This is a genomic window from Sphingomonas sp. AC522 (assembly GCF_979258125.1).
In genome coordinates, this window is record NZ_OZ409836.1 from 567278 (window position 1) to 586318 (window position 19041).

Below are 19041 nucleotides of genomic sequence, written 5' to 3' on the forward strand. Positions count from 1 at the left end.
AGTAAGACAGATGGGTTCATCGGCAATGCACATCGCGCGTACCGGGCTCGACGCCCAGGATACGCGCATGCGGGTCATCTCGAACAATTTGGCCAACGTGAACACCACGGGCTTCAAGCGCGACCGCGCCTCGTTCCAGACGCTGGCCTATCAGGTGGTGACGGCGCCGGGCGCGCAGAGCACCGCCGAGACCAAATATGCGACCGGCCTCAATCTCGGCACCGGCGTCAAGATCCAGGGCACCAGCCGGATCGAGACCCAGGGCTCGCTCCAGACCACGGGCAACGGCCTCGACATGGCACTGGACGGCAATGGTTATTTCCAGGTGCAGCTGCCGGGTGGCGAGCTCGGCTATACCCGTGCCGGCAATTTCAGCCGCTCGCCCGAAGGCGTTCTAATTACCTCCGAAGGCTATCAGGTGATGCCCGGGATCACGATCCCCGAAGGCGCCACATCGATCACGATCGGCACCGACGGCACCGTCACTGCGCAGCTGCAGGGCCAGACCGAAGGCAGCGAGCTCGGCCAGATCCAGGTCGCCAATTTCGCTAATCCGGCGGGCCTACAGGCCAAGGGCGACAATTACCTGATCGAGACCAGCGCCTCGGGCGCCGTGAGCATGGGCAATCCCGGCGAGGAAGGCCGCGGTCGCGTCCGCCAGGGCATGCTCGAAGGTTCGAACGTCAATGTCGTTGAGGAGCTCGTCGACATGATCGAGACCCAGCGCGCCTATGAAGTCAATTCGAAGATGATCTCGGCAACCGACGAGATGCTCAAATATGTCAACCAGAACATTTGAGGCCGGGCTCGTGAAGTTCCTTACAGGTATCGCCGTCGGTTCACTCGTCGCTTGTGCAATGGCATTCAGTGCAACGCCGGCCAAGGCGCAGTTTTTGGGTCTCGGCAAGAAAAAGCCCAAGGAAGACTATTCGGTGACGCTGCCGACGCAGCTTCCCGTGGCCGTGGCGCCCTCCAATGGCGGCATCTTCCAGGCGAGCGACGGCTATGCCGCGCTCTACGAAGGCACGCGTGCGCGTCGCGTCGGCGATCCACTGACTATCGTGCTGGTCGAGCGCACCAGCGCCTCCAAATCTGCGGGCTCAAAGCTCGATTCGAGTGGCGGCTTCTCGCTCACCCCGCCCACCACGGGCGCGCTCAATCTATTCAACAAGACCGATGCCAGCATCAGCGGCAATCGTAATTTCGCCGGCACCGGCAGCGCCGACCAAGCCAACGCGCTGTCGGGCGAAGTCAGCGTGACGGTCGCCGCCGTCTATCCCAACGGCACGATGCTCGTGCAGGGCCAGAAGCGGGTGACGCTCAATCGCGGCGATGAATTCGTCCAGATCAAGGGCATCGTCCGCGTATCGGACATTACCGCCGACAATCGCGTGCCCAGCACGCGGGTCGCCGACGCCCGCATCGCCTATACCGGCAAGGGCGATGTCGCCCGCGCCAGCCGCCAAGGCTGGCTCAGCCGGTTCTTCTCCGTGATCAGCCCTTTCTAAGGCCCGAAATCATGCGCTTTCTTATCGCACTCATCGCTCTTGCCTTCGCCGCGCAGCCTGCAGCCGCGCAGCGCGTCAAGGATCTCGGTGGCTTCCAGGGCATCCGTACCAACCAGCTGACCGGCTATGGCGTGGTCGTTGGTCTGCCGGGCACCGGCGACGACAATCTGGAATATACCGTCCAGTCGATGAAGGGCGTAACTGCGCGCTTCGGGCTAAACCTGCCTGCGGGCGTGGCGCCAGGCCTTAAGAATGCAGCGGTGGTGATGATCACCGCCGAGCTGCCGCCCTTCGCCAAGCCGGGCCAGAAGCTCGACATCACCGTCTCGTCGATGGGCAAGGCCAAGTCGCTTCGCGGCGGTACGCTGATCATGACGCCACTCCAGGGCGCCGACGGCCAGATCTACGCGATGGCGCAGGGCAACTTGGCGGTCTCTGGCCTGGGCGCCGAGGGCAAGGACGGCTCATCGGTCGTAGTCAATATCCCCTCCAGCGGCCGCATCCCTGAGGGCGCGACAGTCGAGCGCACCGTCGATACCGGCTTCGACAAGGCCCCCTTCCTCACCTTCAATCTCCAGCGCGCCGACTTCACCACGGCACAGCGCGTTCAGGACGCAATCAACACCCGCTTCGGCGGGACCCGTGCCCGCGCCATCGACGGCGTCTCGATCGCGATCGCGGCGCCCGAAGGCCGCGACGTTCGTGCCGAATTGATGAGCGAAATCGAGAACCTCACGGTCGAGGCCGCCGAGGCACCGGCCAAGGTTATCGTCAATGCCCGGACTGGAACCGTCGTGATCAACTCGGCGGTCCGGGTCAGCCCGGCCGCGGTAACACATGGTAAACTGACTGTTCGTATTGATGAATCCCAGAAGGTTTCGCAGCCCCTGCCGTTTAGCAAGGGTGAGACCCGCACCGAGGAGCAGTCCACGGTCGGCGTCGAAGAGGAGAAGCGCCCGATGTTCCTGCTCAGCCCCGGCCCCAAGCTGGCTGATGTCGTCAAGGCAGTGAATGCCATCGGCGCGTCGCCGGCCGATCTGGTCGCGATCCTCGAAGCACTCAAGGAAGCCGGCGCGCTCAAGGCGGAGCTGATCATCCTGTGACCGAGATCCGCGGCCCCATCAGCGCGAGCCCCAGCAACGGCGTGTCGGACACGTCGCGGCTGGCGTCGAAGGAGAACCTCGAAGCCGCCGGCCAGCGCTTCGAGGCTATCTTCGTCGGCATGATGCTCAAATCGATGCGGGCTGCGAAGCTCGGCGACGGCCTGTTCGACAGCAAGGCGCAAGAGCAGTTCCGCGACATGCAGGACGACAAGCTTGCACAGTCGATGGCCGCGCATGCGCCGATCGGCATCGGCAAGGCGATGACCGAGTTTCTTGCCAAGGCCGCCAAGACCGAGGACGCAGCGGCCCCTGAACGCGGGAGCGCGACGCCATGAGCGACTTGCTGTCGATCGCCGCCTCGGGCCTGCGCGCCTATCAGACCGCGCTGACCACCACGTCCGAGAATATCGCTAACGCCGGCACTGCCGGCTATGTGCGCCGCACGTCCAACGTCCGCGAAGTGGCCGCCACGGGCGTCACTGGGCTCAACGGCATGGGCGTGATCGCCAACGGCATCTCGCGCCAGACCGACGTCTATCGCGCTGGCGAAGTCCGCCTTGCCACCACCGATCTCGGCCGCAGCGAGACCGCAGCGACCTGGCTCGACCGCATCCAAGGCGCGCTCACCGGCAACCGGCTGGGCGACCAGATCACTGCGTTTTTCTCCTCGGCGCGCACAGCCGCAGCGAACCCTGCTGCGCTGGGCCCGCGCCAGGCGATGCTCGAAGCGGCATCGAGCGTTGCTGCCGGCTTCACGGCGACGGGCAATTCGCTCGACGCCGCAGCTGCGGATCTCGACGCGACTGCCGATGCCGCGGTCCGCCAATTCAACAGCCTGACGACGACGCTGGCCCGCGTGAATTTCGCGCTTGGCAGCGTATCGCCAAACACCAGCAGCGCAGCCTCTTTACTCGATCAGCGCGACCAGGCGCTCGAGCAGTTGAGCGGCCTGACTGACATAAATGTTGCGCTCGACGCGGCCGGCCGCGCCACCGTCCGCCAAGGCGGAGCTTCGGGCCAGCTTCTCGTTATGGGCATCGAGGCGGCAACGGTCACCTCGGTCCGCAACAGCGAGGGGGCGGTCTCCTATGCCGCATTCTTCGGCGGCAGCATGCATGCGCTGGCTCCGGTGGGCGGCATGCTGGCAGGGATCGCCGAGGGCGCAACCGCCATCGCCGGCGCGCGCGGCCAGCTCGATACGCTTGCCCGCAGCTTCGCCGAGGCAGTCAACACCGTGCAAAAGGGCGGCGACACGCTAGCCGGCGTCCGCGGCGCGGACATGTTCACGATCGGCGACCCCGCCTCCAATCTCACGCTGGCGATCAGCGATCCTCGCGGCATTGCCGGCGCGGGCATCGGCAAGGGCGAGCGCGACAATGGCAATTTCCTGGGGCTCGATTCGATCCGCGGTGCCAATGGCGCCGAACAGCGGCTCACCGACCTGATCACTGCCAATGGCAGCGCGCTCAAGGGGCGCAACTCGGTAGTTGATGCGCAAACGGCGATCCGCGACAATGCCGTTGCGGCGCGCGATGCAGTCACCGGCGTCAATATCGACGAAGAAGCCGTCGATCTGATGCGCTTTCAGCAGGCCTATCAGGCATCGGGCCGCGTCATCCAGGTAGCGCGCGACGTGCTGCAGACCATCTTCGAGATCAGGTAACAGCAATGCGCGTTTCCACTTCCCAGACTTATCAGCGCTCGATGACCTTAATGTCGAATCTCGCGGCCAAGGCAGACGCGCAGCAGGCGCAGATCGCGTCGGGCAAGAAAGTGACTGCGCCTTCGGACGATCCCGGCGGCTATCGCCAGCTCGCCGGGCTCAAGCGCGACGACGCCAACGACAAAGCCTATATCGCCAACGTAAAGACCGCGCAGGGCATCCTCGATCAGAGCGATGACACGCTCAGCAATATCGAGCTCCAGCTCCAGCGCGCGCAGGAATTGTTCAGCAACGCCGCCAACGGCACGCTTTCGGATACGGACCGCAATTCGATCGGCAAGGAACTGGATTCGATCCGCGACACCCTGTTCGCGCTCGCCAACAGCCGCGACAGCCGCGGCCAGCCCTTGTTCGGCGGCGCCACGGGCGACCTGCCCTATGTCAAGGCTGCCGATGGCACGATCAGCTATGCCAGCAGCGGCGAGCCCGCGGGCATCCCGATCGGCGACCAGACCTGCATCCAGGTGGGCGTCACCGGCGACCGGGCGTTCACAGCGGGCGCAACCGACATGTTCGCCGTGATCTCCGATTTCACAACGGTGCTGCGAGGCGGCGGCGGCGATATCCAGGCTGCGGCGCAGAAGGCCGTGGGCGGCACCACCGAAGCCTTTACCAGCGTCACGCTCGCCCATGCCTCGGTCGGCGCGCGCGGAACCCGGCTCGAGCTGGTCGCCGACCAGCTCACTTATGCAGCCACAGCGCGCGAAGACGCCCGTTCGGCAGTCGAAGATGTCGATCTGGCCGCCACCATCTCCGAATTCCAGCAGACGCTGACCGTCCTTCAGGCGACCCAGGCGAGCTTCACCAAGCTCACTTCGTTGTCGCTGTTCGATTATCTTCGCTGATTCCTGCCCTTAGTAACGATTTAACCATGTTTTTCCGCTGAAACTCTCGGCGGAGCGGTCGTTAACCAGAACGACTAAATAGGGGGAATTCCAGCACCATGTTTCCGGCAATCGGCTTCGTAGTCCTGATCGCCATGGTCTTTGGCGGCTTTGCCTTCACGGGCGGCGCGCTGGGACCGGTCATGCATGCGCTTCCCCACGAAATGCTCATCATCGGCGGTGCCGCAGTCGGCGCGCTGATCATCGGCAATTCGGGCAAGGAGCTGAAGGCGCTCGGCACCGGCTTCATGAAGGTCATCAAGGGCCCGAAATACAAGAAGCAGGATTATCTCGACACGATCTTCCTAGTCTCGAAGCTGATGAAGATGCTGCGCACCGAGGGCCCGATCGCGCTCGAGCCGCATGTCGAGGATCCCGGCTCCAGCGCGATCTTCGCCGAATATCCGCGGCTCCTTGCGGATCACACGCTGATCAACCTGATCACCGATACGCTGCGCCTCGTCGTCGTCTCGTCGGGCACACTCGACGTGCACGCCGTCGAGGAAGTGATGGATAACGCAATCAAGACCCACCACCACGAGGTCCAGAGCCCGCAGACCACGCTGCAGGGACTTGCGGACGCATTGCCCGCGCTCGGCATCGTCGCGGCGGTGCTCGGCGTGGTCAAGACGATGGGCTCGATCGACAAGCCGCCCGCGATCCTGGGCGGGATGATCGGCTCGGCACTGGTCGGCACGTTCCTCGGCGTCTTGCTCGCTTATGGCTTGGTCGGCCCGCTCGCGACGCGTCTCCAGCAAGTGATCGATGCCGATGCGGCGATCTATCACACCGTCAAGCAGATCATCATTGCCTCGCTCCACGGCCATCCGCAGCCGCTGGTGATCGAAGCCGCACGCTCGGGCATCGCGCACAGCAACCAGCCAAACTTCGGCGAAGTGTTCGACGGGCTGAGGGGCAGATAAATGGCCGGCCGCGCTCCACACGGGAGCAATCAGCCGCCCAAGATCATCGTCAAGAAGATCTATATCGAGGGGCATGGCGGGCATCACGGCGGTGCCTGGAAAGTCGCGTACGCCGATTTCGTGACGGCGATGATGGCGTTCTTCCTGCTGATGTGGCTGCTTGGCGCCACCACCGAAAAGCAGCGCAAGGCACTCGCTGACTATTTCGCGCCGACGCTCGTGGAGATGAAGCAAAACAGCGCCGGCTCGAACGGGCTGCTCGGCGGCGACGCAATCAACGCCAAGGAAAATTATCCCAATCGCGCCGGCCAGACCGGCACGCGCTCGATGACCGTTCCCGTCGGCGGCACCGGCGGCAAGGATGCCGGCACTGGCGATAAGGGCACGCTCAAGGACCAGCGCGCACTGACTGCGCAGGACCAGAAGAATTTCGCCAAGATGAGCCAGACGGTGCAGCAGAAGATGCGCTCGAACCCAAAGCTCGCACGGCTGGCCAGCCATGTCCGCTTCGTGCCGACGCGCGATGGGATGCGGATCGACCTGATCGACGACGCCAATTATTCGATGTTCGATCTCGGCACGACTGCACTGGTGCCTGAGGCCGGCAATCTGATCGGGATGATCGCGCAATCGATCGCCTCGATGGAAAACCCGATCATGATCCGCGGCCATACCGACAGCCTGGGCTATGGTGATCCGCGCAACATGAACAACTGGATGCTCTCCAGCGGCCGCGCCGAAGCAACCCGGCGCCGGCTGGCATCGGGCGGCGTTCCCGAAAAAGCATTCGACCGCATCGAAGGCGTCGCCGACCGCGAGCCGATGATCCAGAACAATCCGATGGACCCGCGCAATCGCCGCGTCTCGATCACCTTGCTCTATCGCAAGACCGCATTTGGCGACACGCCGGTGGGCGGGCGCTTCCGCCCGACCCAGCCGACCATCGGCGGCCGCTAATTCAGAAGAACAATTTGCGGATGCTCAGCCGCACCATCCGGCCCTGCGGATCGAGCAGATCGGGCTGGTAGCTGATCGGCACCAGTCCGTTGCGATCGGTGACTCGCGGATGCGAATTGAGCAAATTGTCGACCGACAGCGTCACCCGCATGCCGCGCAACCAACCATGCTCGCGCACCAGCTTTCGCTGCTGACCGAGATCGGCGAACAGCCTGAGCCCGATCGTGCCGATGCTGCCGAAATCGAGCCGATCGCCGCTGCCCGCCGCGCCGGTGAACACCGTCGTCCCGCTTTGCCACTTGGCATTAAGCCGGAAGCCCAGACCGTCCCTCGATACCCCGCCCTGCGCTTCGATCTCATGGCGCGGCTGGCCGCCGCGGTTTCCGGTCGCAGCACCATTGAGCAGGTCGAGCACGGGCAGATTGTCGCGGATCGTCACCAACTCCTTGAAGTGCCAGGTGTGATAGAGGCTGAAATTGATCCGGCCGGCGGCATTGGCGCCGCCCCCGCGTCCACCGCCACCGCCACCGAAGCCGCGGCCACCGCCGCCGGGACGCCCGCCGCCACCGCCGAAAAAGCCGCCTTGCTGCTGGGGCTGCTGGCCGGGCACGTTTGCGCCTTCGCCGCGCTGGCGCCGGGGCCGTTCGGGCAAAGGCGTGCCGTTGCGCTCGGCCTCTTCGCGCGCCTTTTCGAATTCGGCGCGGCGCTCCTCCATTCGCTTCTGCAAAGCAGAGGTGAGCGGCATCGAGAAATTAAGTCCCCAGCGCAGCTGCGAGCGCTCAGCGCTGGCGAAATTGACTGCGCGATTGTCGACACTGATCAGCCGCCCGCTGGCGTCACGCACGAAACGCCCCGGAAATGCCGCCTCGACCGCCGCGCTCGCTGCCGGGAAGCCCGTAATCTGGTTGCGTGTGATGCTCGATACATAATCGGCGCTGAGCGAGAGGTCGGTCTCGGCGAGCGGCCGGATGTTGACGCCGAGCTTGGTGACATGCCGGCTGTCCGCGGTCAGTCCGGGATTACCGCCAGTTATGCTGGTGATGATCGCCGCCTCGCCGCGCACATAGTCGAACACCTGGACGTCCGGCGTAGTGATCGTCGGATCGGCGAGTTGCTGCGCGCTCGGTGCGCCCTCTTCGCTGGTGAACGAAGCGAGGAAGCGCACTTCCTTGATCGGCGACCATTTGACGCCATAGCCGGTGGTGATCAGGCTGCCGAAATCCGAGAGCCGCTCGATCTCGGCATTGGCATTGAGCGAAAGGTCGCCGAGCACCCCGAGCACATTGCGGCGGCGGCTGGCGATCGGCAGGTCCATATTAATCTGCGCGCTGCCGCTGTCGCGCGAGGCTGAACCGACACGACGCACGCCCGAGCGGAGCGAAGAGCCGTCGAAATCGCTGGTGCGTGCGCCCAGCCTGATGCTCGTCGAAAGGTCGCCCGCCGGAAGCTTGAGCACCGGCCCGCGAAGCAGCGCATCGAGCGTACCGACGCTCGAGGTCGAATTGGAAGTGTCGGCCGGGCTGCTGCCTGCACCGGTCAGACTCCGCGTGGAAATGCGGTCGTAATTCCCGGTGAGCGACCAGCGCCAGTCGCCGCTCCATGGCAGCCCGTCCCCATTGAGCGTGAAACCGCCATGCGCAGTCTGGCTTTTGGTATCGCGGGATCGCTGCAACGACTGGTTGTCAAGACCGAGCAACGCCTGGCGCTGATTGACCTCGAGCCTCGCATTGAGCGATCCGCTAACCTTCGATGAGAGATTCTGGCTGTATACGCCGTTGATCGTGAGCTGCTGGGTGGGGGCTATCAGGGTGCGATAGGGCGTTTGATCGACGGTCTGCCCATTGGTGGGCCGCGAGATCAAGTCGCGTTCGCTCTCCAGCAGGCCCGACGAGCCATTATATTGCACGTCGAGATTGACGCGCTTGTCGCGGCTGATCTTGAGTATGTTGAGACTAGTCTTGGTGCCTGCGAACCCGCCGCGGGTCGGCGCGCGGCCCTCCGCCTCGGCAGTGATCGCGCGGAAGCGGCGGCGCAGAACGATGTTCACGACCTTCTGATCGGCGCGGTAGCCATATTTCAGCGCGACTTCCTCGGGCAGGATATCGACGCGCTCGATCGCCTCGGTCGGCATTTCGCGGATTTCACTGAAGCCCGAGATGCGGCGGCCGTTGAGCAGCACCACCGGCTGCTCGCCGCCCCGCCCCTGCGCGGTGCCGAGTTGGGGCGCCAGTTCGGTGATCAGATCGGCGATCGTCGGCACGGCGAGCGCGCGGATATCGGCGGGCCCAAGCTGGATTTCGGGCGGGATGTCACTATCGACTGCACCGCGAAGCCGACCGCTGATAACGACTTCGCCCTCGTCGGCAGGCTCGGCGTCGTCGGCCTCTTGCGAAGCCGGTTGCGGCGCCTGCGCCTGCTCCTGGGCATATGCCATCATCGGCATCGCGCTCGCGAGCAAGGCAATCCCGACTGCACTCAGTTTACGCATCTAATACTCCAGGGGGCACGACCGGCGGCGCCCTTACCCCGCCTAGCGGCGACTTGTCGCAAAATTGTGCCGGTGCGCGGCCAAAACTGTCGCAGATCACCGCGTCAGCGCGATTTCGCGGCGCACGCCGATCGCTTCGAGGAACGCGGCGTCGTGGCTGACCACCAGCAACGCACCGTCATATTCGCGGAGCGCCGCCTCCAGCACGTCAACCGAATCCATATCGAGATGGTTGGTCGGCTCGTCGAGCAGCAGCAGCCAGGGCGGGCGTTCCCCGGCAAGCACGCAGGCGAGCCCTGCGCGAAGCCGCTCGCCACCCGAGAGCGTCGCCACCGGCTGGAGCGCATCGCGATTGCGAAAGGCGAAGCGCGCGCAGGCGGCGTGCGCGGCATTGGCGTCGAGGCCGGGATTGAGCCGGCGGAGATTGTCGAGGATGCTCGTCGCGGGATCGAGCAGCGAGACGTGCTGGTCGAGCATCGCCAGCCGCCCCTCCGCGCGGCGCACATGCCCGCCGGCGGGAGGCGTCAACCCGATGGCGACACGCAACAGGCTCGATTTGCCTGCCCCATTGGGCCCGGTCACCCCGACGCGTTCCGGCCCGCGCATCTCGAAGCTCCACGGACCCAACCGCTGCAATCCTGCCGTGAGCGTCACCTGGTCCATCGACAGCACTTCGCGATTGGCGGGAAGCCCGCTCGGCGGCACCTCGATCACCAGCGGCGTTACGATCTCGACCTGCGTGCGGGCGGCATGGAGCCGTTCGGATGCGTCGCTGACGAGACGTTCCGCCAGCCGGCTGTCGCGCCCGCTGCTATTCTCGGCGCGCTCCGCCTGGCGCCCGAGCAAAATTTTCGGGGCCGACCCCGAAGCGGCGAAGGCGCGCCCATCCCTGTCGCGGCGATCCTTGCGCTCGCGGCGCTCCTGCGCGGCGCGCTCGGCCCCGTGCATGGCCCCGCCCGCGCGCTCGAGCTCACTTTGGATACGCGTGCGTTCGGCGTCACGCGCTTCGGCAAAGGCGGACCAGCCCCCACCGAATATGTGGACACCGATCGGGGTCAGTTCGACGATCCGGTCCATGGCTTCGAGCAGGAACCGGTCGTGGCTCGCCACCAATACGCCGCCGCGCCAGCCGGCGACCAACGCCGCAATCGCCGCGCGGCCGTCTGCATCGAGATTATTGGTCGGTTCGTCGAGCAGGAGCAGGTCGGGCGCCTCGATCCTGAGCCGCGCGATTGCCACGCGCGTGCGCTCGCCCCCGCTGAGCGACGCCAGCTTGCGGTCGAGCGCCAGTCCGGCGAGCCCGGCCTCGGCCAGCGCCGCATCTATCCGTGCCTCCAGAGACCAATCGGCCTCGGCAAAATCGGCTTCGCTCCCCTCGCCCGCCGTGATTCGCGCCAGCGTCGCGAGCGGCTCTTCCACGCCCAGCACCTGTGAGACGCTCAGATCGGCGGCCAAATCCTGCATGAGCATCCCGATGCTGCCGGCGCGCGTGATGCTGCCCGCAAGCGGGGCGACTTCGCCCACCGCGATCCGCAGCAAGGTCGATTTACCCGAGCCATTGCGCCCGACCAGCCCGACGCGCTCGGCGCCGACCGACAGAGTCAAATTCTCGAAGAGCGGCCGCCCGTCAGGCGTCGCGGCGGCGAGAGAGTCCAGGGTGAGGAATGCAGGCATGGGGCACCATGAGATTTGAGGGAGCAAGGCGAGCGCACTGCATCCGATCCATGATTGCCTCCTGCTGGTCTCGTCCACGGAACCGCTGGTTCCGGCGAGAAATGGTGCGGCCGAGAAGACTCGAACTTCCACGGGCTTTCGCCCACAACGACCTCAACGTTGCGCGTCTACCAGTTCCGCCACGGCCGCACGTGAATCACCGCCGAACGAGCCGACGGGCTGGTGAGGCGCGGCCACTAGCAACGCCCTTGGACGATTGCAAGCGCGCTCGCGCCCAGCATGACTTAACCGCCGATTTCGCTCGCGAAGCTGAGTTCGACCACCTTGGCGTTCGGCGGCACGTCGAGCTTGGCCGAATTGAAATCAATCGCCGCCTTGGGCCCGAGGTTGCGCGTCTGCGGCGTGATTCGCCACGAATAGACCAGCCGGTCCTGCTGATCGCGCAGCTCTACGCGGACATCGGGCACGTGCTGCTTGTCGCCCGTGGGGTTCACGATCTTGCCCGATACGGCAAACAACTCGCTGCCGCTCGGCATGGTCCGCAACTCGACATTCTTGTCAGTGAAGCGGAGCGGCGTCTCTGCTTCGCCGCCGATACCGAGGCCAAGCTGCGCGGCGATGCCCGGCGCGCCCGAATAGAGGATAGCGCCGGTGCCGAGCAGCATCGAGAAGCCCGCAACGAATGCCGCCGCAGTCCAGCGCCGGGCCGGATTGCGGCGCGGCTTGAACGGAGGCTGGGGCGCAAAGGGATCATATTCGTGCTCGGGTGCCGCGGCCGAAACCGAAGCATCGTCGAACACACGTGGCGCTGGCGCTTCGCGCCGGGGCGAAACCGGAGGCGAGGCGATTGGAGGACCATCGCTCGGCGAAGCGCGGGTCGCGAGATCGAGGACTACAGGCGCCTGGAACCAGCTGTGCTTGCAGCTTGCGCAGCGCACCGTGCGTCCGTCCGCACCGATGGCGCTGTCTGGAACCAGGTAACGCGTCCGGCACTGGCTGCATTCAAGGATCATCGCGTCTCACCGGTCCGGCTGCCCACCGGCCGGCACTTCCGTGATTCTAGACGCTTCGAATCGCGCTCACAAGAGTCCCCCTGCTTGAGCCCGACAAGCGGCTGTGCGATGGGCATGCCATGGCGAGCATCGTGCAATTCGAGAATGTCGGACTGCGCTATGGCACCGGCACCGAGACCCTTTCGGACATCAGCCTGTCGCTCAATTCGGGCGCCTTCTATTTTCTCACCGGCCCATCGGGCGCGGGCAAGACTTCGTTGCTCAAGCTGCTCTACCTCGCCCAGCGCCCGACGCGCGGCGTGGTGCGGCTGTTCGGCGAGGATGCGGGCAACCTGCCGCGTACCCGCCTGCCCGGCTTTCGCCGCCGCATTGGGGTCGTCTTCCAGGATTTCCGCCTGGTCCCGCACCTTTCTGCCTATGACAATATCGCGCTGCCCCTGCGCGTCGCGGGGGTGCACGAAAGCGATATCGAAGCGCCGGTGCGCGAGATGCTGGCGTGGGTCGGGCTTACCGATCGCGGCAAGGCCAAGCCGCCGACGCTCTCAGGCGGCGAGCAGCAGCGAATCGCGATCGCGCGCGCGGTGATCGGCCGCCCCGAGGTGCTCGTCGCCGACGAGCCGACCGGCAACGTCGATCCCGATATGGCCGAGCGGCTGCTGCATCTGTTCGACAGCCTCAATCGGCTGGGCACCACGGTGGTGGTCGCAACCCACGACTTCCATTTGCTCAATCGCATTCCCAACGCCCACATGATGCGGCTCGAGAAAGGCCGGCTGAACGATCCCACCGGCGCGCTGCGCAATCCGCCGGGTGAGCGATAAATGCGCTTTAGCCTCAATCCTAACGCGCCCGACCGGCGCCTGCTCGACGAAAGCCGGCGGACGCGCGCTATGACTTGGATCATGGCGATCATGCTGTTCCTGACCGTGCTCGCCGGCGCGCTGGGGTTGGGCATGTTTACCGCAACTGCGCAGCTCGATCGTCAGCTTGCCGGGCGCCTGACGGTGCAGATCGTCGAGCCCAATGCCCAGGTCCGCGACAGCCAGGCCGCGGCGATGGTCGCCGCGCTCGCCAGGGTGCCCGGGGTGACGCATGCATCGGAAGCCGATCGCGCGCGATTGGCCGAATTGCTCAAACCATGGCTCGGCGATGCCGGGCTCGATCCCGATCTGCCGATGCCGGCGATGATCGATGTCGAGATGCGCGGCGGCGATGTGAACGCCGTGGAGCGCGCCGCCCGCGCGGTCGCGCCGAATGCGCGGATCGATCGCCATGCCCAGTGGCTGGCTCCGGTACGCAGCTTCATGTCGACGATGAGCTGGTTCTCGGTCGGGCTGATGCTGCTGATCGCCACCGCAACCGCCGCAGTGGTGCTGCTCGCGGCGCGCTCAGGGCTCGACACGCACCGCGACACGATCGACGTGCTCCATATGCTTGGCTCAACCGACTTGCAGATCGCCCGGCTGTTTCAGCGGCGGATCGCCTTCGACACATTGCTCGGCGGGCTGCTCGGCAGCGTGGCGGCGATGGGCGTGGTCTGGTTCCTGCAATCGCGGATGGGGGCGCTCGGATCGGAAATGCTCAGCGGCGTCGCACTCCAGCAGCGCGACTGGTTCCTGCTTCTGCTGCTTCCGATCGGCTTTGCGTTGCTCGCGACCTTGGCGGCGCGCGCCGCCGTGCTGCGTGCCTTGGGCAAAACGCTGTGATCTGGCGGATCGCCGCGCTTGTCGTGATCGCCTGGGCACTCGGCTTCGCCGCGTTCATGCTCTCGCTCGGCAAGCCGCTCGAGGGGCGCAAGACCGACGCGATCGTCGTGCTGACCGGGGCTTCGGGGCGCATCGACCGCGGGCTGGCAGTGCTGCGTGCAGGTGACGCCAAGCGTATGCTAGTCAGCGGTGTCGATCCGGACGTCCGCCCCGGCGAATTCGCGGCACAGTATAAGATTGACCGGCGGCTCTTTGCCAATTCGATCGATCTCGGCTGGCAGGCAGTCGATACCCGCTCCAATGCCGATGAGACCGCGAAATGGGTTCAGCGGCACAAGTATAAAAGCGTGCGGCTGGTGACTTCGGACTGGCACATGCCGCGCGCCAAGCTTGAGCTTTCACACCAATTGCCGGGTGTCGAAGTCGTGGGCGATCCAGTCCGCAGCCAGCCGGGCTTCGGCATGCTGTTCCGCGAATATCACAAATATCTGGTACGCCGCGTCGCGCTTCTGGTCGGCGCCGGCTGATGCTGCTGCTTCGCAATCTGGTCTTCGCAATCGTCTTTTACGGGCTTTCGATATTGATCGTCGGGCTCGCACCGGTGTCCGGGCTATTCGGCGCCACGGCGCTGCGCAACTATTGCGACGGCTGGGCAGCATTCATGATCTGGTGCGCGCGCTGGATCCTTGGCATCCAGGTTCGCGTCGAAGGGGTGATGCCCGCGGGGCCGGTGTTCTTCGCCGCCAAGCATGAGAGCAATTTCGAGGCGGTCGACCTGACCCGGCGGCTGCGCCAGCCCGCGCCGGTGATGAAGCGCGAACTGACCAAGATCCCGGTCTGGGGCTGGGCGGCACAGAAATATGGCGGGATCGTCGCCGACCGTGCGGCCAGCGCCGGCGCGCTCCGTTCGATGATGAAGGACGCCAAGGTAGCACTCGCCGAAGGCCGCTCGGTGCTGATCTTTCCTGAGGGCACGCGCACCCAGATCGGCGAATGCCCCGAACTGCGCTCGGGCTTTGCCGGGCTCTACCGAATACTCGGATTGCCGGTGGTGCCGATCGCAGTGAAGAGCGGACATGTCTGGCCAAAAAAGGGCCTCAAGCGGCCGGGCACCGTGGTCTTTTCGTTCGGTGAACCCATACCGGCGGGTCTTTCCCGCGACGAAATCGAGGCGCGGGTGCACGAAGCGATCAATGCGCTGAACACCGCCACTTGAGGCAAGTGCGAATCTTCCCAATGTTCGCACTGCCCATGGGGTTTTGCGCGCGGGAATTCGGGGCAGAATTCAGGCTAAGGCGGTGCCTGCCATGCACTCCGCTGGTCCGTCACGATGAGAAAGAGCCGGGCGACTCTTTCAGACCAAATCCTACATTGGAAGCGAAATCGGGCGGTCCGCGCCGCCCGTGACTCAGTCGTGCGAGCGCCCGAAATCGGGTGCAGCATCGTCCTGGCCCTGCTCGATGATCGAGCGGCGGACGGCGCGGGTGCGCGTGAACAGCTCGAACAATTCGTCGCCCTTGCCCCAGCGGATCGCGCGCTGGAGCGCCGACAAATCCTCAGAGAAGCGCTGGAGCATTTCGAGCACGCCTTCGCGATTGGCGAGAAACACGTCGCGCCACATCGTCGGATCGGAGGCTGCGATGCGCGTGAAGTCGCGAAAGCCGCCCGCCGAATATTTGATCACTTCGGACTGGGTGACTTCCTCGAGGTCCGAGGCGGTGCCGACGATCGTATAGGCAATCAGATGCGGCAAATGGCTGGTGATCGCGAGCACGCGATCGTGATGCGCGGGCGCCATGATCTCGATATCGGCGCCGAGCCGCTTCCAGAATTCGGCGACGCGCTCGATCGCGAGAGCATCGGTGCCTTCAGGCGGCGTGACGATGCACCAGCGATTGTGGAATAGCGAGGCGAAGCCCGCCTCAGGTCCGCTATTCTCGGTGCCCGCCACCGGGTGCGCGGGCACGAACACCGCCTCGGGAAGCGCTGCGCGCACCGCCTCGACAACGTTTTCCTTGCACGATCCGACATCGCTGAGGATCGCATCGGCGGGCAGATCGGCCGCGATCGCCGCCGCCGCTTCGCCCATCGCGCCGACGGGCACGCACAGGATTACCAGATCGGCATCTATCACCGAAGCGCCAGGCGTGTCGGTCACGTCGTCGCACAGCCCGATCCGTGTCGCCGTCTCGCGGACATCTGCGTCGGCGTCGTGCCCGGTCACCCGCACGCTCGGCATATGCTGCTTCACGCCGCGCGCGATCGACGAGCCGATCAGGCCCAGTCCGATGATCGTGACGCGGCTGAACGGCAGCATCAGGCCCCCACGATCTCGCGCAGCGCCTGAGTCAGCCCCTGGATTTCCTCTTCGGTGCCGATCGTGATGCGCAGGCCGTGCGGCAGCCCCTGCCCCGGCAGCCAGCGGACGATATAGCCCGCTTCCATCAGCGCCTTGTACGCCGTCTCCGCGCTGACATCGCCTTCGAACAGGACCAGCTGGAAATTGGCCTTGGAGGGTACGGCGCGCAGGCCCTTATTGCCCATCGACTCGATCTGCTCGGCGAACCATGCCCGCCACTTGGCATTGTGAGCATAGCTGTGCTCGACGAAATCGCTCGCGCCCAAAGCTGCAATGGCCGCGCGGCTGGCGCCGATCCCGAAGGCGAAGGGCGCGCGGATGCGGTGCATCGCGGCGATCACATCCGGATGGCCATAGCCCCAGCCGATACGCTCGGAGGCGAGCCCGAAGATCTTGGAGAAGGTGCGCGTGACGAGCACATTGGGCTGGGTCCGCGCCAGATCGAGCCCGCCATCATCATCTTCGGGGTCGAGATATTCGGTATAGGCCTGATCGAGCACCAGCAGCACATGGCTCGGCAGGCCAGCATGCAGCCGCGCGATCTCGGCCTTGGTCGTATAGGTGCCCGTCGGGTTGTTGGGATTGGCGACGAACACCAATCGCGTGCGCTCGGTGACCAGCGCCAGAATCGCATCGACGTCGGTCGCATAATCCTTGTCGGGCGCCACCACCGGCGTCGCGCCGACCCGACGCGCGGCGATATCGTAGACCGCGAAGCCGTAGCGCACATAAACGACTTCATCGCCCGGGCCGGCATAGGCCCCCGCCGCCAGATGCAGAACTTCATCCGAGCCCGTGCCATAGATGATCCGCGCCGCGTCCAGATCGTAATGGCCGGCAAGTGCCTCGCGGAGATCGTGCGCGCTGGCGTCGGGATAGCGTTCGAGCACCTCCGCGGCGCCGGCATAGGCTGCGCGGGCAGCCTCGGGCGTGCCGAACGGGTTCTCGTTCGACGAGAGCTTGGCGGCCTTCTTGCCCGAATCGGTGGTCGCGCGCCCCGGAATATAGGGAGCGATGGCCATTACCCAGGGCTTGGGGACAGGTGCGTTCATGGTCGCGCGGCTTGGCGGAACGGTTACCGGATGGCAAGGGTAGGCCATTAAGGCAGGTCTCGAATGGGGCCAAGGAGGGGCAATGCGGGGCAATGGCATGTTCTGGCGCGCGCTGGAGACGGCGCGGCGGAGCAATCTTGCAGAAGCGGGCGAGGCGATGGCGGTCAAAGCGAGCTTCGCCGCGACCCGGCGAACCTTGCTCAAGGCGATCGCCGCGAGCGGCGCGGCAGTTGCGGTTCCGCGAGCCGCGCAGGCGCGCGCACCCGGCCGGGTCGCCATCGTCGGCGGCGGGATTGCCGGGCTCAGCGCGCTGCATCATTTGCGCGACGCCGGCGTCGAGGCCCATCTCTACGAAGCCCGCAATCGCACCGGTGGGCGCATGTTCACGCACAGGTCCGGCGAATGGACCTTCGAAGTCGGCGGCCAGCTGGTCAACACCGATCATTACGACATGCAGGGCCTGGCCAAGCGTTTCGGCATCGCCTTGGTTGATCGCAAGGCCGATCCGCACACGACGCTGACGCTGGCCAATGGCCAGCTGCTCCCGGAGGCCGAGCTGGCCGAGGGCCTGCGCGCCATCGCCGGGCAGATCGGCAAGGATGCCGATATGCTCGACAAGCATCCCGGCCGCATTTCGAAGCAACTCGATGCGATCTCGATCCACGATTATCTTGAGCGCCATGCGCATCTGATCCGCGACCCCTGGGCACGCCAGTTGCTCGAGGCGACCAGCCGCACCGAATATGGCGTCGAGCCAAGCCAGGCCTCGGCGATCGAATTGATCTTCAATCTGCCGACAGTGAATGGCGAGCGCGTCGAAGTGCTTGGCGGCGCGGACGAACGCTATGTCATCCAGGGCGGCAGCAGCGCGCTGATCGAAGCAATGTCGGCGCATTATGCCGACCGGATCGAGACGGGCAAACGCCTGTTGCGCATCGAGCGGCACGGCTCGGGGGTGCGCCTCGCTTTTCTCGACAGCAGCGTGGCCGAGGCCGATACGGTGATCGTCGCGGTCCCGGCGCCGCTCACGCGTCAGATCGATTTCCGCATTGCTCTGCCCGCGGCGTGGCGCAGCTTCATCGCCGAGATGGACCTGGGCTTTAACGAGAAGGTCCAGTCGGGCACCAACGCCACGCCGTGGAAGGGCCCGATGGGCGTCGGCGGCGAGCTGTGGCAGACCAAGGCCGAGGATGGCTGGGCATTGGGCTGGGACGGCAGCGTCCACAGCAAGCAAGGCGTCTCGCATGTCTGGACCTGGTTTCTCGGCGGCGACGAAGTCAAAGCCGCCGAAGCCCTCGCCCCCTCTCAGCTGGCCGCAGCCTTCGCCAAAAGCGCTGCGCCCGCAATCCCCGGCCTGATCGAAGCCGCCACCGGTCCGTTTGCCCGAACCAACTGGCACGCTCAGGCACTCACGCTTGGCGCGTACGTGAATTACGCCCCTGGCCAGCTCAGCCGTTTCGCGCATCTGCTCTATATCGATTCGGACAATCCCGCCGAGCGCCAGGTGTCCGGCGCGGGCCGCGTGTGGTTCGCAGGCGAGCACCTCTCGGATGCGTTCCCAGGGTATATGAACGGTGCGGCGGAGACCGGGCGGATGGCCGCGGAGGCGATCACCGGCAAGCGCCTCAGCGCCAAGGCTGCGTAACTCCCT

General features: G+C 65.4%; 18 protein-coding genes and 1 tRNA gene. 13 read left to right on the forward strand and 6 right to left on the reverse strand.

The window, feature by feature from the left end; genetic code table 11:
* Window positions 1–10: 10 nt before the first annotated feature.
* The 8 genes from flgG (at window position 11) to ACZZZM_RS02895 (ending at window position 7098) form a co-directional block, all read left to right on the forward strand.
* Window positions 11–799 carry a flagellar basal-body rod protein FlgG gene (gene flgG, locus ACZZZM_RS02860; protein ID WP_463593602.1) on the forward strand — a complete coding sequence of 263 codons (789 nt, stop codon included), beginning with the start codon at window positions 11–13 and terminating at the stop codon, window positions 797–799.
* A 58-nt stretch (window positions 800–857) separates the two neighbouring features.
* Complete coding sequence (locus tag ACZZZM_RS02865; protein ID WP_463593603.1) at window positions 858–1508, forward strand: flagellar basal body L-ring protein FlgH; 651 nt, start codon at window positions 858–860, stop codon at window positions 1506–1508.
* Window positions 1509–1519: 11 nt separating this feature from the next.
* A complete protein-coding gene (locus ACZZZM_RS02870) occupies window positions 1520–2611 on the forward strand; it encodes a flagellar basal body P-ring protein FlgI (protein ID WP_463593604.1) in 1092 nt (363 codons plus the stop codon).
* Window positions 2608–2946 carry a rod-binding protein gene (locus tag ACZZZM_RS02875; RefSeq protein WP_463593605.1) on the forward strand — a complete coding sequence of 113 codons (339 nt, stop codon included), beginning with the start codon at window positions 2608–2610 and terminating at the stop codon, window positions 2944–2946. The genes ACZZZM_RS02870 and ACZZZM_RS02875 overlap by 4 nt, the downstream gene beginning before the upstream one ends.
* On the forward strand, window positions 2943–4274 hold the full coding sequence (gene flgK / locus ACZZZM_RS02880; RefSeq protein ID WP_463593606.1) for a flagellar hook-associated protein FlgK: 1332 nt from the start codon (window positions 2943–2945) through the stop codon (window positions 4272–4274). The genes ACZZZM_RS02875 and flgK overlap by 4 nt, the downstream gene beginning before the upstream one ends.
* Window positions 4275–4279: 5 nt before the next feature.
* Window positions 4280–5179, forward strand: a complete 900-nt coding sequence (gene flgL / locus ACZZZM_RS02885; RefSeq protein WP_463593607.1) for a flagellar hook-associated protein FlgL — start codon at window positions 4280–4282, stop codon at window positions 5177–5179.
* 98 nt (window positions 5180–5277) lie between these two features.
* A complete protein-coding gene (gene motA, locus ACZZZM_RS02890; protein ID WP_463593608.1) occupies window positions 5278–6141 on the forward strand; it encodes a flagellar motor stator protein MotA in 864 nt (287 codons plus the stop codon).
* Window positions 6142–7098 (forward strand): flagellar motor protein MotB, encoded by a 957-nt coding sequence (locus ACZZZM_RS02895; protein ID WP_463593609.1) that lies wholly within the window; start codon window positions 6142–6144, stop codon window positions 7096–7098. It begins immediately after the preceding gene.
* 1 nt (window position 7099) lies between these two features.
* On the opposite strand, the gene ACZZZM_RS02900 is transcribed toward ACZZZM_RS02895, so the two are convergent.
* The 4 genes from ACZZZM_RS02900 to ACZZZM_RS02915 form a co-directional block, all read right to left on the reverse strand.
* Complete coding sequence (locus ACZZZM_RS02900) at window positions 7100–9586, reverse strand: TonB-dependent receptor (protein ID WP_463593610.1); 2487 nt, start codon at window positions 9584–9586, stop codon at window positions 7100–7102.
* 96 nt (window positions 9587–9682) lie between these two features.
* Window positions 9683–11260 carry an ABC-F family ATP-binding cassette domain-containing protein gene (locus ACZZZM_RS02905; RefSeq protein WP_463593611.1) on the reverse strand — a complete coding sequence of 526 codons (1578 nt, stop codon included), beginning with the start codon at window positions 11258–11260 and terminating at the stop codon, window positions 9683–9685.
* A 102-nt stretch (window positions 11261–11362) separates the two neighbouring features.
* Window positions 11363–11449 (reverse strand) — tRNA-Leu (locus ACZZZM_RS02910).
* Window positions 11450–11544: 95 nt separating this feature from the next.
* Window positions 11545–12273 (reverse strand): MJ0042-type zinc finger domain-containing protein, encoded by a 729-nt coding sequence (locus tag ACZZZM_RS02915; protein ID WP_463593612.1) that lies wholly within the window; start codon window positions 12271–12273, stop codon window positions 11545–11547.
* Between the two features lie 119 nt (window positions 12274–12392).
* Here ACZZZM_RS02915 and ftsE point away from each other — a divergent pair, with 119 nt between their 5' ends.
* From ftsE to ACZZZM_RS02935, 4 genes are read left to right on the forward strand one after another with little or no spacing between them, the layout of a single operon-like run.
* On the forward strand, window positions 12393–13094 hold the full coding sequence (ftsE, locus tag ACZZZM_RS02920) for a cell division ATP-binding protein FtsE (protein WP_463593613.1): 702 nt from the start codon (window positions 12393–12395) through the stop codon (window positions 13092–13094).
* Window positions 13095–13979: a cell division protein FtsX gene (locus ACZZZM_RS02925; RefSeq protein ID WP_463593614.1), complete on the forward strand. Its 885-nt coding sequence runs from the start codon at window positions 13095–13097 to the stop codon at window positions 13977–13979.
* Window positions 13976–14506 (forward strand): YdcF family protein, encoded by a 531-nt coding sequence (locus tag ACZZZM_RS02930; protein ID WP_463593615.1) that lies wholly within the window; start codon window positions 13976–13978, stop codon window positions 14504–14506. Before ACZZZM_RS02925 ends, ACZZZM_RS02930 begins: the two co-directional genes overlap by 4 nt.
* Window positions 14506–15195 carry a lysophospholipid acyltransferase family protein gene (locus tag ACZZZM_RS02935; protein ID WP_463593616.1) on the forward strand — a complete coding sequence of 230 codons (690 nt, stop codon included), beginning with the start codon at window positions 14506–14508 and terminating at the stop codon, window positions 15193–15195. The genes ACZZZM_RS02930 and ACZZZM_RS02935 overlap by 1 nt, the downstream gene beginning before the upstream one ends.
* A 192-nt stretch (window positions 15196–15387) precedes the next feature.
* Here the strand turns inward: ACZZZM_RS02935 and ACZZZM_RS02940 are convergent, their stop codons facing one another.
* Both ACZZZM_RS02940 and hisC read right to left on the reverse strand, forming a co-directional pair.
* Window positions 15388–16296, reverse strand: a complete 909-nt coding sequence (locus ACZZZM_RS02940; protein WP_463593617.1) for a prephenate/arogenate dehydrogenase family protein — start codon at window positions 16294–16296, stop codon at window positions 15388–15390.
* The gene (gene hisC / locus ACZZZM_RS02945; RefSeq protein WP_463593618.1) at window positions 16296–17390 is read right to left on the reverse strand and encodes a histidinol-phosphate transaminase; all 1095 of its coding nucleotides are present in this window, start codon (window positions 17388–17390) and stop codon (window positions 16296–16298) included. The genes ACZZZM_RS02940 and hisC overlap by 1 nt, the downstream gene beginning before the upstream one ends.
* A gap of 82 nt (window positions 17391–17472) precedes the next feature.
* Between hisC and ACZZZM_RS02950 the strand changes: the two genes are divergently transcribed.
* A complete protein-coding gene (locus tag ACZZZM_RS02950) occupies window positions 17473–19035 on the forward strand; it encodes a flavin monoamine oxidase family protein (protein ID WP_463593619.1) in 1563 nt (520 codons plus the stop codon).
* The last annotated feature ends 6 nt before the right edge of the window (window positions 19036–19041 follow it).